General features: G+C 46.4%; 14 protein-coding genes and 1 pseudogene. All 15 read right to left on the bottom strand.

Translation table 11 applies throughout. From position 1 onward, the window contains the following. Positions 1 to 110: 110 nt before the first annotated feature. Positions 111 to 1,952, bottom strand: a complete 1,842-nt coding sequence (locus NYE29_RS33620) for a glycoside hydrolase family 127 protein (protein ID WP_340899434.1) — start codon at positions 1,950 to 1,952, stop codon at positions 111 to 113. A 26-nt stretch (positions 1,953 to 1,978) separates the two neighbouring features. Then, a complete protein-coding gene (locus tag NYE29_RS33625; RefSeq protein WP_076110630.1) occupies positions 1,979 to 2,809 on the bottom strand; it encodes a carbohydrate ABC transporter permease in 831 nt (276 codons plus the stop codon). Beyond that, positions 2,806 to 3,693: a carbohydrate ABC transporter permease gene (locus NYE29_RS33630; RefSeq protein ID WP_340899436.1), complete on the bottom strand. Its 888-nt coding sequence runs from the start codon at positions 3,691 to 3,693 to the stop codon at positions 2,806 to 2,808. Before NYE29_RS33630 ends, NYE29_RS33625 begins: the two co-directional genes overlap by 4 nt. Positions 3,694 to 3,735: 42 nt before the next feature. Next, on the bottom strand, positions 3,736 to 5,145 hold the full coding sequence (locus NYE29_RS33635; RefSeq protein WP_340899438.1) for an ABC transporter substrate-binding protein: 1,410 nt from the start codon (positions 5,143 to 5,145) through the stop codon (positions 3,736 to 3,738). Between the two features lie 121 nt (positions 5,146 to 5,266). Then, positions 5,267 to 7,039 (bottom strand): sensor histidine kinase, encoded by a 1,773-nt coding sequence (locus tag NYE29_RS33640; protein WP_340899440.1) that lies wholly within the window; start codon positions 7,037 to 7,039, stop codon positions 5,267 to 5,269. Beyond that, on the bottom strand, positions 7,036 to 8,631 hold the full coding sequence (locus NYE29_RS33645) for a response regulator transcription factor (protein ID WP_340899441.1): 1,596 nt from the start codon (positions 8,629 to 8,631) through the stop codon (positions 7,036 to 7,038). Before NYE29_RS33645 ends, NYE29_RS33640 begins: the two co-directional genes overlap by 4 nt. Before the next feature lie 153 nt (positions 8,632 to 8,784). Then, positions 8,785 to 9,867: a Gfo/Idh/MocA family protein gene (locus NYE29_RS33650; RefSeq protein WP_340899442.1), complete on the bottom strand. Its 1,083-nt coding sequence runs from the start codon at positions 9,865 to 9,867 to the stop codon at positions 8,785 to 8,787. Positions 9,868 to 9,878: 11 nt separating this feature from the next. Beyond that, the gene (locus NYE29_RS33655) at positions 9,879 to 10,775 is read right to left on the bottom strand and encodes an AraC family transcriptional regulator (RefSeq protein ID WP_340899443.1); all 897 of its coding nucleotides are present in this window, start codon (positions 10,773 to 10,775) and stop codon (positions 9,879 to 9,881) included. Between the two features lie 11 nt (positions 10,776 to 10,786). Next, positions 10,787 to 11,791 carry a Gfo/Idh/MocA family protein gene (locus NYE29_RS33660; protein ID WP_340899444.1) on the bottom strand — a complete coding sequence of 335 codons (1,005 nt, stop codon included), beginning with the start codon at positions 11,789 to 11,791 and terminating at the stop codon, positions 10,787 to 10,789. 203 nt (positions 11,792 to 11,994) lie between these two features. After that, positions 11,995 to 13,458, bottom strand: coding sequence for a glycoside hydrolase family 1 protein (locus tag NYE29_RS33665; RefSeq protein WP_340899446.1), 1,464 nt, complete (start codon positions 13,456 to 13,458; stop codon positions 11,995 to 11,997). Between the two features lie 22 nt (positions 13,459 to 13,480). Further along, a complete protein-coding gene (locus NYE29_RS33670; RefSeq protein WP_340899447.1) occupies positions 13,481 to 14,773 on the bottom strand; it encodes a PTS sugar transporter subunit IIC in 1,293 nt (430 codons plus the stop codon). A gap of 3 nt (positions 14,774 to 14,776) precedes the next feature. Then, on the bottom strand, positions 14,777 to 15,082 hold the full coding sequence (locus NYE29_RS33675) for a PTS sugar transporter subunit IIB (RefSeq protein WP_038588997.1): 306 nt from the start codon (positions 15,080 to 15,082) through the stop codon (positions 14,777 to 14,779). A 2-nt stretch (positions 15,083 to 15,084) separates the two neighbouring features. Then, positions 15,085 to 15,423 carry a PTS lactose/cellobiose transporter subunit IIA gene (locus NYE29_RS33680; RefSeq protein WP_038588994.1) on the bottom strand — a complete coding sequence of 113 codons (339 nt, stop codon included), beginning with the start codon at positions 15,421 to 15,423 and terminating at the stop codon, positions 15,085 to 15,087. A gap of 20 nt (positions 15,424 to 15,443) precedes the next feature. Further along, the gene (locus NYE29_RS33685) at positions 15,444 to 17,363 is read right to left on the bottom strand and encodes a BglG family transcription antiterminator (RefSeq protein ID WP_340899448.1); all 1,920 of its coding nucleotides are present in this window, start codon (positions 17,361 to 17,363) and stop codon (positions 15,444 to 15,446) included. Between the two features lie 556 nt (positions 17,364 to 17,919). Continuing rightward, positions 17,920 to 18,629, bottom strand: a pseudogene (locus NYE29_RS33690) (SDR family oxidoreductase). Positions 18,630 to 18,639 lie beyond the last annotated feature (10 nt).

Raw genomic sequence — 18,639 nt, forward strand, 5'->3', positions numbered from 1 at the left:
GAATGAACGTTTACGAAAGACTATGAATGGAGTCTAGCACAACATACGAGTACTAATTGTTAATGCTTCACTCGTCTATGCCCTTCAATGAAGATCAATTCCTTTTCCTCTTAAAAGCTATACAGCCCTTTATCTTCCGCTTTCCGTATCCACACCTGCATGTATCCTGATTCCCTGTTGTCCCAGGCATAATAAGGGATGAATTGACAAGGTCTACCTTCCCCATCCTTGCCTTTCAGAACGGTAACGCCGCCGAGCAGTTCCGGTTGATGATCCACCAGCAACGTCTCATGGGCAGAAAATGAATACGCATCATAGGAAAGCCGGGAATTATCCAACTGCTCCAGGCAATACACGATAGGACCTCGCTGAATGGCAATCCGGCCTTGATTCTCCAGCACCTCCGGCCTCGCCTGAATAATTTCTACTGGCATATCCAGTTCAAGTTCAATCGTATCGTTCTGTGACCAAGCTCGATGAATAGCGATATAACCCCGCTCAGTCAACGCCTCGACTCCCGGCAAGGATTTACCTCTAACCTTAACCTTATAACCCCTGCACCAGCCAGGTATCCGCAAATAAATGCTGAAAAAATCACTTTTATCCGCTTCCACCGCAAGCTCAATTTTACCGTTCCAAGGATATTGAGTGGTTTGCTTGAGCTTAACGCCCAGCCCGCTCTCCATTACGATCTCTGCTTCACCATTCATATATTGATTGACTGCAATGCCCTGACCGGTCTGAGCATATGAATATTGACCAATGGACGGGAGGAACCGTGCCAAATTAGTCGGGCAGCATGAGGTGTCAAACCAAGGCACCCGGTGGTGATCGCCCTTCGAAGCCAGTGGATTAACATAGAAAAACTTGTCTCCGGTCAACGATATTCCTGCCAAAGCGCCATTGTACATTTCCCGCTCCACCACATCCGCATATTTGGCATCTCCAAACAACAGATTCATGCGATGGTTCCAGAAAACCATGGCGATAGCGGCACAAGTCTCACAATAAGCGGATTCATTCGGCAAATCATAATCATGTGTAAATCCTTCATTATGGCGAGATGGACCGATCCCCCCAGTCACATACATATTGCGCTCTACCGTATGTGACCATACCCTATGCAGGGCATCCACAAAATCAGGATCCCCCGATACGTGAACCACGTCCGCCATAGCGGTATATAAATACATCGCCCGGACAGCATGACCAGTCACCCGCCGGGTGTCTCTGACCGGAACATCGTCTTGGCAATACGCAGGTCCCCACTCCTTAGTGTCCCATATTTCTCCAAATCCATGTCCATGTCCACGTTCCTCAAGCAACCATAAGGAGAGCTTCCAATATCGTTGTTCCCGGGTAACACGGTAGAGCTTCACAAGAGCAAGCTCAATTTCCTCATGGCCTTCCACCCAATGGCGTTTGCCTGGACCAAACAGATCGTCATAATGATCCGCCAATTTGCAAGCGACATCAAGAAGCTTACGCTTGCCGGTTGCCTCAAAATAAGCAACCGCTGCCTCGATTAAATGCCCTCCATTGTACATCTCATGCTTCTCCATATCCGTCCATTTGGACTCGGGTGCTTCAAGCGTATAATAAGTGCTCAAATAACCGTCCGATTCCTGGGCTGAGGCTATAAGGTCAATAATCCGGTCCGCTTGCGCTTCCAGCTCCGGGTCCGGCTCCGACATAAGCGAATAGGCAATACCTTCGATGACCTTATATACATCGGAATCATTGAAATAAATGCCTTCAAAAGTCCCTTCTATTAATCCTCCTGCTTTGGCAAAATTCGATATACGCCCTGTCTCCTCACATTTCGTGAGGCAGGCAGGCAGCGTAACCTTTTTCAACACCTCCAGACGCGGACGCCAGAAAACATCCTCAATGATTACATTCGTGAACGGTACACCCTGCCAATTACTTAGCTGTGTTTTAATTTTTGTCATTATGAGGTATCCTCACTTTCCTGTCATTACCCCTTCAGGCCTGATAATGTAATCCCCTCAAGGAAATATCGTTGTCCGATTAGAAATACGATTACACAAGGTAAGACAACTGCTGCTGAAGCCGCCATAAGCAAATCCCACTGCGCAGTGTACGAACCTTGAAACATTTGCAGCCCAAGCGCCAAGGTAAAGAGTTGATCACTTTTTAAATAAATCAGGGGGCCCATGAAATCATTCCAGGAAGCCAGGAAGCTGAACAGTGCAACTACGATAACCGCCGAACGGCTTAGTGGAAGTATAATTCTCATGTATATTTGTAAATAGGTAGCTCCATCCACGAATGCCGCTTCATCAAAGTCCCGTGGAATCGTCAAGTAAAACTGGCGCAATAAAAAAATGTTGAAAATCCCCCCACCGAAATAAGCAGGTACGATTAATGGATAATACGTATCGTAGAAACCAAACATTTTCCAGCCAAGAAAGCTTGGAATAATTGTTACGGCGGCAGGCAGCATCATACTGGTCATTAGAATAGCGAATACTGTGTCCCTGCCCTTCCACACGATCCGTGAAAATCCGAATGCTGCAATGCTGCTCGTTAAGACTGTACCTACAAGAACACTAGCTACAATAATAAGCGTGTTAGTGAAAAAAGTATCGAACGGCAGCACAGTAAGGGCTTTATGGAAGTTCTCCCAATGAAACGGCCTCGGAATCCATTCCGGCGGCATCGTAAATATTTGCGATAAATCCATGAGTGAGCTGCGGATTAACCAGACGAACGGTACAATAAACAAAAGGGAGATGAATATAAGCGCTGCGTAACCTGATCCAAGGGAAAGCTTTGATTGTCTCAAGTACGCTCACCTCCTTCGTAATACACCCATGACTTCGAGGTTTTGAATACAATAAACGTAAAGAACATGATGACGATGAACAGGATCCAGGCCAGAGCGGAGGCATACCCCATTTCGGTATCTCTAAAGCCTGTACGCCAGAGGTAAAATACATAGAACAAGCTTTGGTTATTCGGTCCACCTTCAGTTAAAATATAAGCTTCATTAAACACCTGGAAGGATCCGATAATGGTCATAATGGTATTAAAAAATATCGTCGGTGTAACCATTGGAATCGTAATATGGCGCAGCTTGCTGTACCAGCCTCCACCATCCACATCAATCGCTTCGTAATACTGTTTGGAAATACCTGATAGGCCTGCCAGAAAAATAATCACCGTACTTCCAATTCCCCATAATGTCGTAAGTACAACAGACGGAATAACACTATTCTCCGCATATAACCAGTTGCTGGTTGGTAAATGAAGCCAACTGAGCACGGAATTGATCAGTCCCAGGTCGGGATTCAACAGCCACATCCAGATCATCGCCGATGCCACGGCTGGCACAATGCTGGGAAGATAGATAATCGTCCGAAATATGGCTCTGCCTCGAACGTTCATGTTCAGCAGCAAGGCAATACAAAAAGAAAGAATAATAACGGCCGGCACCCGAAGTACAACGAAATAGAAAGTAACCCCTAACGATTTGAAGAACAGCTCATCTTCACCTGAGAACATTCTCGAAAAATTCTGAAAACCAATAAAGGAAGTTTGCTCCTTGAATACGTTATAGTCCGTCAAGCTAAGCACCAGACTTGCAATCATGGGACCTAGTGTAAAAATAATAAACCCTAGTATAGCCGGAGACGTAAATAATAGTCCATAAAATAGTCCCTTTCGCATAGCTGCCTCCAATCTTCTATAATCAGAACGCCGTCCCTTCGATTATTGTGCGATATCCCGGCGTCCTTGAACTTGTTCTTGGGCTTTCGGCGCTATGGAATCCATTGCTTCTTGCGCGGTCTGTTGACCAAGCCATACTTTATCCAAGGCCGGATTCACGATATCCATTATTTTATTGAAATTTTTCACATAACCCGTTGGTGTCTGATGACTTTTCGTCAATAGCACATCTATAATAGCTTCTTTATAAGCTGAAGGTCTTGCATCCAGGTTCTCCGTCCATTTAGCCAACAATGCCGGGTCCGTATACCAATCCTTGTAGGATGGCATCCATGTGCCTGCAGTGATCATATCAATAGAAGACTCTGGATCAAGCAACGCCTTCAACAACTCCCAAGCCTCCTGCGGATGTTTGGTTGACTTAAAGATAGAGAACATTCCCGCAACAACGGTAGTTACTGGCTCTTTCAGGACTGGCAGTACCCCTACATTAAAGTTAAAATTCGATTGCGCCAAGGCTGCGCTTGCCCATTGCCCATCTATAGCCATCGCTACCTTTTTGGTTTGAAGCGCTACATTCGTCGCCGGTATATTTTTGGCTTGCACGGGTGATGGCGAAACATGGTGTACATTCATTAAATCAGACACCTTCTGCAACGCCTCGACGGCTTCCGGCTGGTTAAGCGCAAACGTCTTCCCATCCTCCGAGATAAAATCACCGCCGTTGGAGTATATAAAGTTGCTGTAGACTCCCCACCAAGTGGAAGCATTAACACCATATTGCTTTATATTTTTAGAATCAAAATCAGCATCCTTTGCCGTTCTGCCTTTCGTATCAACAGTCAGTTGCTTAGCAACATCTACAAACTCATCCCATGTCCATGCTTCCGAGGCTTTAGAAGGCGGAGGTGAAATCCCCGCTTTTTTAAAGATATCTTCGTTATAAAAAAGACCAAAGGATTCCGGACCTGGTCCTATGCCGATCACATTACCAGGCTCAAGAGAATACATAATATTGGGTACCAGTTTGTCTATGCTGATATCCGGGTCTGAGTCCATAAATTCCTGAAGGTTATAGAATTTACCCTGTTCTGCTAATGGAAAAGCAATGGTACCAGACTCCATCATGGCAATATCAGGCACATCATTCCCTGCTACCATTGTTGTCAGCTTCGTATCATAATCTGTTGCAATATGCTGAAGATCAACTTTGACATTTGGAAATTTCGCTTCAAACTTCTTAATCGCTACCTTGTAAGCAGCAACTTCATCGGGTGAACCCCATTCCGAAATGCGCAGCGTAACGGGATCTTTTGATGCTGCATCGCTGGATGCTGAGGGTGACGTGTTATTTTTGCTGCCGGTACCGGATTTCGAGCACGCAGGTAAAATGGTAACCAGCATCATCAACAGAGCCATCAGCACAAATAGCGATTTCCTTTGTCGTGTCATATCTTGAACCCCTCTCAATTTCAATCCCACTTGGTTCATAGCTGCAGTCTATGATGCTTAAATTATAAGGTCTATAATAGCGCTTACATAACCCGAACCTTTTTGGATTGGTGGATTATTATTAGGTATTCAGTGGTAAGGTGATCACTATCATGGTGCCTCTCCCCGGCAAGGAGTTAATGGCCACACCATAGCTGTCACCATAAGTCATTTGAATACGTGCAATGGTATTCTTAATGCCTATCGAAGTGGATTCCTTGTATAAAATCTCATCGATAGTGTCATTACTCATGCCTCTACCATTATCTTCAATGACATAATAGCGTTTTCCGCTGTCGATCCAGCCACGGATGCTGATCATTCCACCTGCTTCTATCTGATCGAAGCCATGCATGACAGCGTTTTCAACAAAAGGTTGAAATAGAAGTCTGGGCATTTTGTACTCGTAAAGCTTCGGTTCAATCTCATAATGTACAGTGAACTTGTCCTCGAAGCGAACGGACATAATATAGAAGTAGTTGTTCATCCACTTGATTTCCTCCGACAAATGAACAGCTCTCCAGTCTTTCCGTGAAGTATAATGCAGCATATTGGATAAATTGACCAGCATTTTGCTTAATTCCTTCTGATTGTTTTCAATAGCCGTCCAGTTCATTACGTTGAGCGTATTATACAGAAAGTGAGGATTCATTTGCATACTCAGTGCTAGAATCTCGGCTTCCTGTTCTTTTAATTTTATCTCGTAATTTTCTATAACCAATAGCCGAATCCGGTCGTTCATCTTATTAAAGCGCTGAAGAAGTATGCCAAACTCATCATTTGTTCCAACATCAACTTGCTTTTGAAAATCCCCTCCACCTACGGATCTCATGGCAGCAAGCAACTTCTTAATGGGCTTAGTAATCCTGCCTGCGATAAAAAAAGCACAAATGAGTGCCACAAGCCCCATAATCGCGGCGAGGAGGATAATAGATGTCTCGATGCTTTGCAGCAAGCTGCCAACCAGTGAGGACTCCGGCATCCATACAATGGATATCCATCCCGTTACTTCCGAACGATCGAAGCAGACGATCACGGCTTTGCCCCCCAGTGTCATACTTCGCGCACCGCTGCTTTCCAGCTGCAGTTCCTCTACCAATGAGTCCGAGAAGGTTTGTGTGATTTTCCCTGGTTCACTGCTTGCAACAACTTTTTGATCCTCATCCAGCACCAGGAAATCCGAGCCTTCGGGGATACTTTCGTCATATAGAGATTTCAAAGCTTCCGCTTTAAAGCTTATTGCTAAAATGGGTCGTTCCACCTGAACATCCATCTTCTCGAGTGTCGTATTGTTCAGCAGAGAGAAATCAAGCAGTCTGGTCGCAGAAAATAAATGGCGGAATTCCAAATTTCCGGACTCTAAGTAGGGCTGATTAAACATATCAACAAAATCATATGTAGGGTACCATACCAATTTCCCGCCTGCCTGCTGTGCCTTACGGTATATATCCGATTGTGTAGGATCTCCTTGCGGCAGCAACTGGCCGAAAGTAAAATAGGAAGTCCACAACTGGTAAGCATACACATCCTCATTGTTGGAAAAATATTTACTTAGTACGGCGGTTAACTGACGGTCTGCTTCAAACAGCTCTACTTCGTTCTGGGGATCCATTTGGTTAAAAATTTTGAATAAATCCTTATCTATGAACATTGCTTGGCTATTCTGATCAATGATCTGCAGCTTAGTGTCCATAATCTCATTATTTTTTCTGACAATCTCATATACATTTTTCTGCGCTTGCTCTGTCACGACCTGCAGGCTGGTTCGATAGAAAAGAGACCCCAAAATGAGGAGTGGAATTCCGATCAGAAAGATATAACTGACAAACAATCGGGATCGAAATGTCATCTTCATTCCTCATTTCTCCTCTGTAGAAGTGAAGTGTGTTTAAACGCTTCGGGTGAGATTCCATTGTATTTCTTAAACACCCTGCAGAAATATTTGGTATCCTGATAACCACACTCTGCGGAGATTTCATATATTCGGAGCTTGTTCGCGGACAGCAGCAATTTAGCCCGCCTCATTCTGGCTTCCGCCACATGATCGGAGAATGTTTTTCCCGTACGGTTTTTAATCAATGTACTAAAATAGGAAGGATTAAAAGAAAAGTGTGCGGCTGCTCGTTCAAGAGACAAATCTTCCTTCAGATTTTCCTGAATCCAACTCAAGCATCCCGTAACGATAATTTCGTTTTTATCCAGCCGTGCCTGTTGTAATGCATAATGAACCTTCTGTAAAGTAACCTCTACAAGCGCAATCAATTCTGTATAAGACCCACAAGCTTGAATTTCCATAATCATCGTATTCGTTAGAAGATCCCCAAGCTGGCGGTCAACGATATTTCCCATCCTGCTTTTAACCTTCATAAGCAGAAGCGAGGCATTTTCTTTTAAAATAATCGGCTCCGTATGCCCATCATCTGAAAGCGCTCTGAGCGCTCCAATGCACATTTCTATAGCCATGTCCGCATCATTTCCCTGCAGAGCTTCAAAGAGTTTCTCCATGTCAAGTGTCATTAGATACTGAGACAGACGCAGCTCATCCTGAAACAGAATCCCTTTCCAGCAGTCATGAAAGTTAAACTTATTTACGGTTTGGGCTGCCCTGTAAGCTTGCGGTGCTTGTTCCAATAATGATTTACATTCCAGCCCTATTCCGTGGGTAAGCTGACCCGTATTCTTCCATTCTGAGGATAGAGCAGAAACGATGGCACGAATCTCATTTCTTTTCTCCGGGGTAAGGGTGGCTTTACGGATAATTGTGACGGCTTGGAATCCATCCTCCAGAAGTACATTCAAAGGAATCGTAACAGCTTCCCCCACTGCCATCCATCCTTGCTCCAGGCTTCGCAGGAAGTTAGCGCTTTCAAAATTGTTATGGCGGCCGGGACGGATTCTGAGCTCTGAGAAAATAACCACACCGCCACCCTGCAGCCAATCATACGTATCCAGTTCATCTCGCTCGAGAGTCGTTAAGCTTCCGTTTAGCCAGGTTAAATGTAAGCGGTTTCTATAAGCTGAGGAGGTATGGTGAAGGCGTAACTTCAACTCCTCTGCTTCCAGGTTCAACATTGATTCTGTGAGCAGCTCCTGCTCTATACGCCGCAATACATCTTCTACCTTCTCTGCCTCTACAGGTTTTAATAGATAGTCATATGCACCATGGCGAACGGCAATCTGGGCATACTCAAACAGATTATAAGCTGACACCATCACAACCTTCGTTTGGAGTTCTTCTTCTTTGAGCTGCTGCAAAAATGTAAGCCCGTCCATATTGGGCATACGGATATCCGTCAGCACGACATCCGGACGTTCCATTCTAACAAGTTCTAACGCGCTGGCCCCGTCTTTTGCAACCAGGACTCGAACGTTAGGACGCAGATTGTTGATTAAATTCGCCATTCCTCGAAGGTGTCTGGGTTCATCATCAGCGACCACTATTTTCATCCTATTCAGCCCCCTGTTCAATTTGGTGAAAGTTTTATTTATTGTAACGGAAAAAAGCGCCTTCATGTAATAAGGCGCCAAAATTCCACTCAGGCTTATTGCAAGCCATTCCCATATTTAAACTATCGTGAATATTGAACAGATCCGTCTCCTTTAATCGAAGTAAACGGCTTTCCCTGTGCGCGCGGATTCATAAAGTGCCTCCAAAATCAAGGGAACTACATATGCCTGCTCAGGTCTTACGACCGGTTCCTTATCCTGATCAACCGCTTCAATCCACTTTCTCATCTCCAGGTCAGGCGCACTTTCCTGTGTGCCATCATAGAATGCTACTCCACCTGCGTTCAGCTCAATCTCATTTTTATATAAGCGGCCATGCTGTTCTCCGTTAATCCGCAGGCCCTCTTTCATATCGGCGCCGGCTTCCGTTCCGCTCAAGCTGCATTTTGCCTCATCAACCTCCAGCGAGTTCAGGGCCCAGCTGGATTCCAGCATGATCGTTGCACCATTCTCCATAACAATCATTCCAAACGCCGAATCCTCCACTTTAAATTTGGCGGGATCCCAGGGTCCCCAGGCATTTGCAGCATTCTCCCGTTGGGACAGCTCATGATATTTGGTTCCCAAGACGACCTTGGGCTGGTAATTGTCCATCATCCATAAGGTCAGATCAAGTGCATGTGTTCCTATATCGATGAGCGGTCCTCCACCCTGCTTCTCCTCATCAAGAAAAACGCCCCAGGTAGGTACTGCTCTTCTTCTGATGGCATGCGCCTTGGCGTAATAAATATGGCCTAATTCTCCTGCTTCGCAGAGCTTTTTCAGAAATAGGCTATCCTCTCTAAAGCGGTTGTTATACCCAACCGTTAGTTTTTTTCCTGTTCGCTTGGCTGCATCGACCATTCTTTTGGCCTCTGCTGCAGTCTTGGCCATCGGCTTCTCACACATGACATGCTTGCCGGCTTCCAGCGCAGCGACAGAGATTTCCGCATGAGACTCATTGGGAGTAAGCACATGAATAATATCAAGTGTGCCATCTTTAAGTAACGTTTGATAATTAGTGTAGACTTTTGCGTCTTTACTTCCATATTGTTGTGCTGCTGCTTCAGCCCGCTCCTGAACGATATCGCAAAACGCAACCATTTCAATATTGTTCAGCTTGCTTAAACTTGGCAGGTGCTTCCCGTTCGCGATTCCACCACACCCGATTATGCCTAACCGATACACTTTACTCATATCTATCATCCTCACTTTATCGTATGTTTCCCGTTTCTATAGGTCGCGGGAGTTATTCCTAACCGCTTGCGAAAAACATTATGCAAATAGTTGGCATTCGTAAAACCTTCAGACTGAGCAATCTGTTCAATCGGCTGGTTGCCCTCCGACAGCTTGCGGCAGACACCTTCCAAACGGATATTCTCAAGAATCTGGGAGAAGGATTGATCAGGATTGACCTTATTAAAAATCCGCTGCAGCTGTCTGGAGCTGATTTTCAGCTTTTCTGCAACATTGTCCAGCGTGACAGCCCCGGAATAATTAGCCCTGATATACTGAATGGCGTATTCATATCTGTAGGTCAGCATATCCCGCACCGGCGCTTCCGCTCTAACCCCTTCCGGATCATACGCTCTTGCTGTTTTTAACAAAATACTGATTACAAACTGTTTGATGGCTGTATAATATCCGGTGAACTTATCCTCACAAGCTTCATAGGCTTCCAGAAAGCAATTCATAGCATGATGCCGGTCATGGATCGGAATGAGGGGGAGTTTCCGCAGTTTGTCGATACATTCCTCCGCTTCTGCTACCTCCCACGGATCCACTTCTGCTCTGCTTTTCTGTCTAATATCAATATGGAGGCAAAGTTCGTCCATGGCTTCTTCCTGGTCTGCCTCCTGGTAATGCATCACACCCGGCCCCGTTAAATAAAGCATACCCTGCGATAATGGGTACTCCTGCTCAGCGAGAATCACTTTTCCTTTACCTTTAGGAATAAAGTGAAACTCAAACTCTGCATGATTATGGAAATCTATGATTTTTCCGGCCGGGAATGAGGTTAAATGGAACCTGAGTACAACAATCTCATAATGTCCCCATTGAACTGTAATATCGAGTCTCTCCAGCAAATCCGACTTTTGAGACATCGTTTGGTAGATCATGCGCTTACGTCTGCTAACGGGATGACCCGTCCTTCTTTTCCCGAGCGATTTGCAGCTTCCATTAATCTGGTCAGTTCTATGGCAGTCTGAACATTATTATCCGCAAAAGTATCACTCTGTATATGATTGACCCATTGATGAAAGGCACTGTCGTGATTATTTTTTATTGGAATCTCCGTCCAGCTATTCGGGGTACCCTCAGGTTTATTCGTCTTAAGAAGTAATTTATCCTCCGGCGTTCCGAAGAGCAGAGTTCCTTCAGTTCCGTGAACCTCGATGGTAAACGGCGAATGGCTGTTCACAAATCCGGCCTCTACCACACCGATCGCCCCCGAAGTAGTAAACAGGGTTGCTACTGCATTGTCCTCCACGTCTTTCCCTGTGATATATCCAAAATTGGCACTTACACCGGTCACACCCTGACCTAAAAATAGGCGGGTTAAATACATAGGATGACATCCCAAGTCGATCAAAGCACCCCCTGAGCATTGTTCCTTATTATAAAAGTGCTCAGGCAGCCAGCCGGCAATGGCCCCATTGTGGGATAAGCGAACTCTGACATACGTTATCTCCCCCAGTAGACCCCGGCTAATCAACTCCATAATGGACAAAGTGTATCCGTCGTTCAATCGAGGCAAGGATACGGTAATTTTCACTTGATTCCGATTTACCTCGGCAATAATATCATCAACTTCCTGCACTGTTGGAGCGATAACCTTCTCGGTAAAGATATGTTTGCCTGCTTTGGCGGCGGCCACTATTACATCCTTATGAATGTTTGTCGGCGCATCCACGATGACAGCGTTAACATCTTCCTGAGCCAGCATATCATCGAGAGACTCGAAGTAAGGAACCTTCAACGTTGCAGCCGCTTCTTGTCCTCTTATCGCGTCTTCGTCCCATACTGCAGCGATAAACGTATCCTCATGCCCCTGCGCTTGCTTAACATAGTCCCAAGCATGTACATGCCAAAAGCTGACTAGACCAATGCCAATGCTCATTTGCTATAACCTCCAACATATAGTATTCTGACATCCCACTATAAGGTAACATATCTGAGTCGCTTTTTTTAATAGGAAAATACGACAAATTATATATAATATTACGACATACTTTCACTGACTTAAACACAGCAAGCGCACAAAAACGCCCCCAGACATTTCTGCCTAGGAACGATTTTTGTATCTTTGCCAGACTTTCCAATTTAATGATTTGTAAGATCGGTCCCTCTGGAGGCGATGACTTTCTTGTACCAATAGAAGCTTTTTTTGCGTATGCGTTCCAGGGAGCCGTTACCTTCATCGTCCTGATCGACGTAGATATAGCCGTAGCGTTTTCGCATCTCTGACGTGGAAGCTGAAATCAGATCAATGCAGCCCCAGCTCGTGTAGCCCAATAGTTCTACACCGTCGGCAATGGCCTCGGCCATCTGCTCGATATGCTGAGCCAGATATTCGATGCGGTAATCGTCCTTGATTGTACCGTCCGCTTCAATAACATCTGCTGCACCAAGACCGTTCTCCACAACAAACAGCGGGATCTGGTAACGGTCGTGCATCTCCTTAAGGGCAACTCGCAGACCGGTCGGATCAATCTGCCAGCCCCAATCTGAAGTCTTAAGGAACGGATTCACCAGACCCGACGACAGATTACCCTCTGTCCGCTCTGTGATACTCTCGTCCGTACTGACCGTTGAGGACATGTAGTAGCTAAAGGAAAGGAAATCAACCAGGTTCTCCTTCAGAACAGCTTCGTCTCCCGGCTCCATCTCAATGCTTACTTCATAATCAGCCAGATGCCGTTTGATGTATGACGGATAATACCCCCTGACCTGAACGTCGGAACAGAACTGGGCCATTTGGTTCTCTCCCTGTGCCTTCAGCACATCCCCGGGATGGCAGGAATACGGATAGATCAGTTTGCGGGCCAGCATGCAGCCTACCTGGAACTCCGGATTAATCTCCCTTGCACGCTTGATAGACAGAGCACTGGCAATGAACTGGTGATGCAGCGCCTGAAACGCAGCCTGCTTCTCATTCTCTTTACCTTCGGTCAGCACACCTCCCCCCAGAAACGGAAAGCGGATTACTGCGTTGATTTCGTTAAAGGTCAGCCAGTACTTCACCTTGTTTTTATAGCGCAGGAAGACCGTATCCGCATAACGGACGAACAGCCCGACCAGTTCGCGTGACTCCCACCCGTTGTAACGGGTAACAAGCTCCACTGGCATCTCGTAGTGCGAGAGCGTAACCAGTGGCTCAATGCCATATCTGTTCAACTCATCAAAAACATCATCATAGAAACGTAATCCCGCTTCATTCGGCTCTTTCTCATCCCCGTTTGGAAATATACGGGGCCAGGAGATCGACATCCGGAACACTTTAAAACCCATTTCTGCGAATAAGGCAATGTCTTCTTTGTAACGGTGATAGAAATCGATCCCTCTGCGTTTGGGGTAATTCCCCTCCTGCTTATCGGAGATAGCGGCAGCAAGCTCCGCTCTGGAGATACTGAGAGCATGCTCAAGAGCTTTGCGTTGTCCCGGCGGAACGTATTTGACCACATCTGCGGTAGACAGCCCTTTGCCGTCCTCACAATACGCGCCTTCAACCTGGTTGGCTGCAACCGCTCCGCCCCACAGGAAATTCTCCGGAAACTGGTTAGGCATCGGATAAGCCTCCCTTATTCATTTAGTTTACTGCGGCCGCCGTCTTAGACTCAGCCTGCTGCTCCAGCTCGTAGGCTTCGAAATCGGCTTTTTTGAAGAATGGATAATAAATTGCAAAGCTTACCCCGATCATTACCAGTTGGAACGCGGATACGCGCCAGCCTCCGTTCATCCAGCCATTAACCAGCACCGGAATACCAAGCGGCACTTGAATACCGTGCAGAACCGGCAGAATTCCGATCGAAGTCAGAAGAATAGCCAATCCGCTGCTCACCAGTGGTGTTAGAATAAACGGAATCATGAAACGCACGTTAAGCACCAGCGGCATCCCGAAGATGACCGGCTCGTTAACTCCAATAATACTTGGAATAATTGCAAGCTTGCCCAGCGTTCTATACCGGGTAGACTTGGCGAACAGCATGGCAATAATCAGGCCAAGCGTTGCACCCGCACCACCAATCAGCACATAGACCGGGAAGAACGGGGAACCGATAATATGAGTGCCTTCTACACCTCTTTGGTAAGCATCCAGATTTTCAAGTCCAAGCGCTACCCAGATTGGGCCTACTACGGAGTAAACCACCAATGTACCGTGAACACCGAAGAACCACAGCAAATGGATTAAGAAAATACAGATCAGCATCGCCCACCACGTACCACCGAGACTCGTTAGCGGCAATTGGATAATGGAAAAGACAAATTCATGCATGTTTCCATATTTCGTCGCTCCGAAAATCGCTGTCAGGATCAGCATCACGAAAACAATAATGAAGCCCGGAGTCAATGCGGCAAAGGATTTCTCAACAGTAGGCGGAACACCCTTTGGCATCTTGATATAGATTTTTTTCTCCAGCAGGTAAGTATACAGTTTTCCGACAATGAGAGCTACGATAATGGCTACGAACAGCCCCTTGGCTCCCAGCCAGGAGTAACCGAAGGCTTTGGTGGCGCCATCGTCCAGAAGCCCCTTTGGAGTAACCAGCAGAAAGCTCATTAGCGCGAGAATTCCTGCCGAGAATCCCTGTTGTTTAAGCTGTACCGCAAAATTGTAAGCGATGGAGAACACCGCATACAGAGCGATTAAATCGGTTGTTATCGAAGCCGGAATCGCAGTGTACGTCTTCAGGCCGGAACTTTCCAGGAAGTTCTGGTAAGGCTCCAGCTTCAAAGCATTAATCAGGGAAAATATCGCACCCAGGATCAATATCGGCATCAAAGCCATCAGCCCGTTGGAAATAGCACTGATATAATTATTTTTCTGAATCTTGGTACTGACTTTCTGGATTTTGACCCTCCATTCTGCCCCGCTTGACATGAACTAAGCCCCCTTCTCCATAAGTTCAATTGCTGTTTCCAGCACTTTATCCCCATCCATCATGCCATAAGCCATCATCTCAATTGTCGTTACCGGGATACTAGGATATTCGGCAGCCAAATCCCCTTCGGCATGGCCCATTTGCGGCCCAAGCATAATAATGTCAAACGGTGCCTGATCAGCAATATCGCTCTCCGCCACAGCATCAATGATAACCTCTATTCCCTTGGCGCGTGCTGCATCCTTCATGCGCTCCACCAGCATACTTGTCGAGAAGCCTCCTGCACAGGCGAGAAGAATCTTTTTCATCTTCAGTTCACCAAACCTTTCAATTGTTGTTCCAGCGCTTTGCGCTCCTTAACTTCTTCAATCAGCTCCACGGCCAGTTCACGAACCGTCAGAGCATTCATCAAGTGGTCCTGTGCATGAATCATCAGCAGCGTGATTTCTGTTTTTTCGCCCCGGCCTTCCGCCTGGATCAGACCCGTTTGGACTTTATGCGCTTTGGTAAGACTCAGTTTCGCGTTCTTGATCATTTCTTCTGCTTCATCAAGGTTCCCTGCGCGTGCTGTGCGTACCGCTTTGAGGCTGAGGCTCCGGGCTTCCCCGCTGCTCGCGATAATCTGCATAATTGTTTGTTCGTAATCCATGGTTTCTTCACTCCTGATATTTATAGTAGGTTCTCTATCTCCATCATAAATTGCTCATAGCTATTCACGGCCAGCAGCCGGTTCCTGCTATCTTCTTTCTCCATCAGGACCAGCAGCAGCTTGCTGATTTCTTTGTGCAGGAACAACTGCCCCGGGCGCAAATTAATCAAAAAGATCAACTGTACCGGCTTTCCCTCATGCAAGAGCTGTTTTTTCAGCACAGTTACATTGATGCAGTCGCGGATGGCGCTCATCCGCATTGGATGTGGACCGGCAATGCCGTTTTTATAAATGGTTGTAAATTTATTCTCCCGAAATAGTACCTGCTCAGGGAAATCCTCAGCGGCATAATGAAAGTCTGTAATCTCACGGCAGCGCTGCTGCAGCAGTTCTTTGTAATCATCCGGCCCGTCCGTATGGAACAGCTCTTTGCGGAATAAGTCCTTGAAATCCATCAGCTTATGGGACGGCTGTGTATGGCCCATCTGCAGCGACAAAATCTCCTTGATCCTCTGAATCTCCTGGTCATCCAGCAGCTGTTTAATATGAATGACCAGTTTCTCATTCATTTCAGTGTCAATCGGCACCGTGGTCAGAATCAGATCAACCGGTCTGCTGCTGATTTCCTTAAGCTCGGTAATGGAAGCTGTGATAACGGACGCCTTGGGAAATACCGCCTCAAGCTTCAGGCGAATGAGTTGTGCGCTGCCTCCACCCGTCGAACAAATAACAGCAATACGTTTGAACTGCTCCAGATTGCGCTGCTGCATCCGTTCAAGATGCGCAGCGAAATGGAGGGCGACATACCCTGCTTCGTCCCGGGACATCTTGAACCCGTATTGCTCTTCAATAATCTCAGCGAACCGGAAAGAGATCACGAACACATTGGCATACTGGCTGTAAACATCCTCTACGAGCGGATTTCCCAACTGAAGATTATAGTAAAGACGGTTCAGTAGCGGGAACATATGCAGAAGCAGCGCTTCCTGCAGGGCATGGTCTTTATTGAAGCCGGTGAGGAACTCCCCATCCAGCCGCTGCAAAATCTCGTTAATACCTTGACGCAGCTGCGATTTGGTCTCGTCTGACATTCGCTCCATAATCGTTTTGCCCGAAATATGCAACGCCAGATAATCCACTTCAACCAGAGGTAACGTTATCTCATAGTTGGACTCGATCCATTTGGCAATTCTCTCTGCTATATCGTGATACAGCGGCTCCGGCTTGCCCAGCATCGCTTGTCCGGGTACGATATAATTATGCTTTGAGACCCGGTATAGGAGAATAAACAGATGGGTGACAATATTATTCAGGAATACATCCGAAATTTTCAGTTCCTTATCCTTCAGCACCTGCAGAAGATAGGCCGTGAGCCTCTCCGTATCAAATTCCCGCCCATAAGCATGGAAATCCTCGGTTTGCTGGAGGGTCTGGCTGGATTGCAGGATAAAATAGGAGAACGCCTTGCGGAAATCCTTCTCGTCCCCCTCAATTTTCATTCCGTAATGGGCACGGCGGGCCAGGCTTAAACGAAACGCGCCCAATCTCTGCTCCACTTCCTTCAAATCAGAAATAATGGTGGATCGGCTGACACCTATCTCCTCTGCCATCTTATCGATTGACCGATAGCTGTCGCTCTGCAGGAGATAGAACAGCAGGTATTGCTGCCGTGACTGCTTATTGTCCAAATCCACCTGATCGCTCTGGAGCAGTCCCTTCTCCCGGTAAATCTGGAATAATTCCGGCTCCTTGATCTCAAGCTGATAGCCTTGACCACGAATCATTCGGATCTGAAACCCGTGCGCTTCTCCGGTCTTGTCGAGCGAACGGATAATATCACGGACCGTCCGTTCGGACAACCCGACCTCCGCAATTAATTCGCCCATCTTAACCGGAACCTTTCTGCTTAATAAAATATTGACGATCGTATATTCCCTCATCGGTCACCCTCGTTTGTGATACTAGTATCGGTGTGAAGCAACTCAGCTGGTTATGGCTCTATCTTACTTGAAAACGTTATCTTAAGAACAGTCTGTATTCTGCAATTTGGAACGGCAAAATTTGAAGGATATCCCCTCAGGAGATTATAAGAGTGTATTTATTCCTGTACTGTATTACGCTCACTTGCTTATAAGATGCCCCTGAGATGTGCTTTTATAAACCGCCTTTTTTTTCGGGAGACAGCCTCATATTGTCCAATGGGGGTCTGTTGCAATAAGTTCGGGTGGGGGTGATTGATCGGGTTAAGGTGCCTAATAGTAAACCAGCTCACTCTAATCCTCTCTGCAAATACTATAGTCAACATGTTCGTAATTAAAATGCTTATTCGGATTGATCGTTTTTCCCTTTAGCAATAAATCTAATGACAATAAATGTCTAGATAATTCATACCCGATGGAAAGAAGCCTTCGCTCTATTTTATTAATCTTATCTAAAAAAACAAAAGATCCGTTGCCAAATTTGGTACGGATCTTTTATTACTATTTGGACATCGTTTTATTTGAACCGCTGGGCTTGCCTTGAAGGCATAATGATTAGTTCCGGAATGCTGACATGCTCAGGCTGCTCCAATGCATAAAGCGCCGCCTCTGCAACATCATCGGGATGTAACGGCAGAACTTTCGAAGCAAACGCTCGTATTTCATCCGCGGAATACCCGGCCACCTGAGAAAATTCCGTTGCCACCGCCCCGGGCTGAATCGTCGTAACGCGAATCCCCTGATTGATTGTCTCCAAACGTAATGCAGACGCTATGGCGTTAACGCCGTATTTGGTAGCGCTGTATGGACCTCCTCCGGCAATCACTTCCTTACCGGCAATGGAGGAGATGATGATGACATCTCCCTTCCCCTGACCCCGCATTGGCGAAAGCCCGTAGTGCAGCGTCAACATTAGGCCGTGTACATTCGTCCTGTACAGCTCCTCCCATCTTTCCAGATCCACTTCTACCAAAGGACTTCGATACCCGAATCCGGCATTGGCAACTATAATATCAAGACGGCCCCAGCGGTTAAACGTTTCATTGACCACATGTGTACTTCCAATCGATCCCGCCGACGTGCCACTACAGTCACATGGGCGCCGCGTTTTACCAGTTTCCTGGCGATCGATGCCCCGATTCCGCTGCTGGCGCCTGTCACCAAGGCCACTTTACCGGTCAGACTCTCCTTCTCATTCCAAGATAGCTCCAAATCATCCAGATTCATTTTGCACCCT

The organism is Paenibacillus sp. FSL M7-1046, from assembly GCF_038007405.1.
In the GTDB taxonomy this organism is placed as follows: domain Bacteria; phylum Bacillota; class Bacilli; order Paenibacillales; family Paenibacillaceae; genus Paenibacillus_AQ.

What these genes read in the sequence shown, in the direction of transcription:
- NYE29_RS33675 (WP_038588997.1), bottom strand. Translation starts at nt 15,082, where the DNA reads ATGAAAAAGATTCTTCTCGCCTGTGCAGGAGGCTTCTCGACAAGTATG.
- NYE29_RS33685 (WP_340899448.1), bottom strand. Translation starts at nt 17,363, where the DNA reads ATGAGGGAATATACGATCGTCAATATTTTATTAAGCAGAAAGGTTCCG.
- NYE29_RS33660 (WP_340899444.1), bottom strand. Translation starts at nt 11,791, where the DNA reads ATGAGCATTGGCATTGGTCTAGTCAGCTTTTGGCATGTACATGCTTGG.
- NYE29_RS33650 (WP_340899442.1), bottom strand. Translation starts at nt 9,867, where the DNA reads ATGAGTAAAGTGTATCGGTTAGGCATAATCGGGTGTGGTGGAATCGCG.
- NYE29_RS33635 (WP_340899438.1), bottom strand. Translation starts at nt 5,145, where the DNA reads ATGACACGACAAAGGAAATCGCTATTTGTGCTGATGGCTCTGTTGATG.
- NYE29_RS33655 (WP_340899443.1), bottom strand. Translation starts at nt 10,775, where the DNA reads ATGTCTCAAAAGTCGGATTTGCTGGAGAGACTCGATATTACAGTTCAA.
- NYE29_RS33640 (WP_340899440.1), bottom strand. Translation starts at nt 7,039, where the DNA reads ATGAAGATGACATTTCGATCCCGATTGTTTGTCAGTTATATCTTTCTG.
- NYE29_RS33645 (WP_340899441.1), bottom strand. Translation starts at nt 8,631, where the DNA reads ATGAAAATAGTGGTCGCTGATGATGAACCCAGACACCTTCGAGGAATG.
- NYE29_RS33665 (WP_340899446.1), bottom strand. Translation starts at nt 13,458, where the DNA reads ATGCCTAACCAGTTTCCGGAGAATTTCCTGTGGGGCGGAGCGGTTGCA.
- NYE29_RS33670 (WP_340899447.1), bottom strand. Translation starts at nt 14,773, where the DNA reads ATGTCAAGCGGGGCAGAATGGAGGGTCAAAATCCAGAAAGTCAGTACC.
- NYE29_RS33680 (WP_038588994.1), bottom strand. Translation starts at nt 15,423, where the DNA reads ATGGATTACGAACAAACAATTATGCAGATTATCGCGAGCAGCGGGGAA.
- NYE29_RS33620 (WP_340899434.1), bottom strand. Translation starts at nt 1,952, where the DNA reads ATGACAAAAATTAAAACACAGCTAAGTAATTGGCAGGGTGTACCGTTC.
- NYE29_RS33630 (WP_340899436.1), bottom strand. Translation starts at nt 3,693, where the DNA reads ATGCGAAAGGGACTATTTTATGGACTATTATTTACGTCTCCGGCTATA.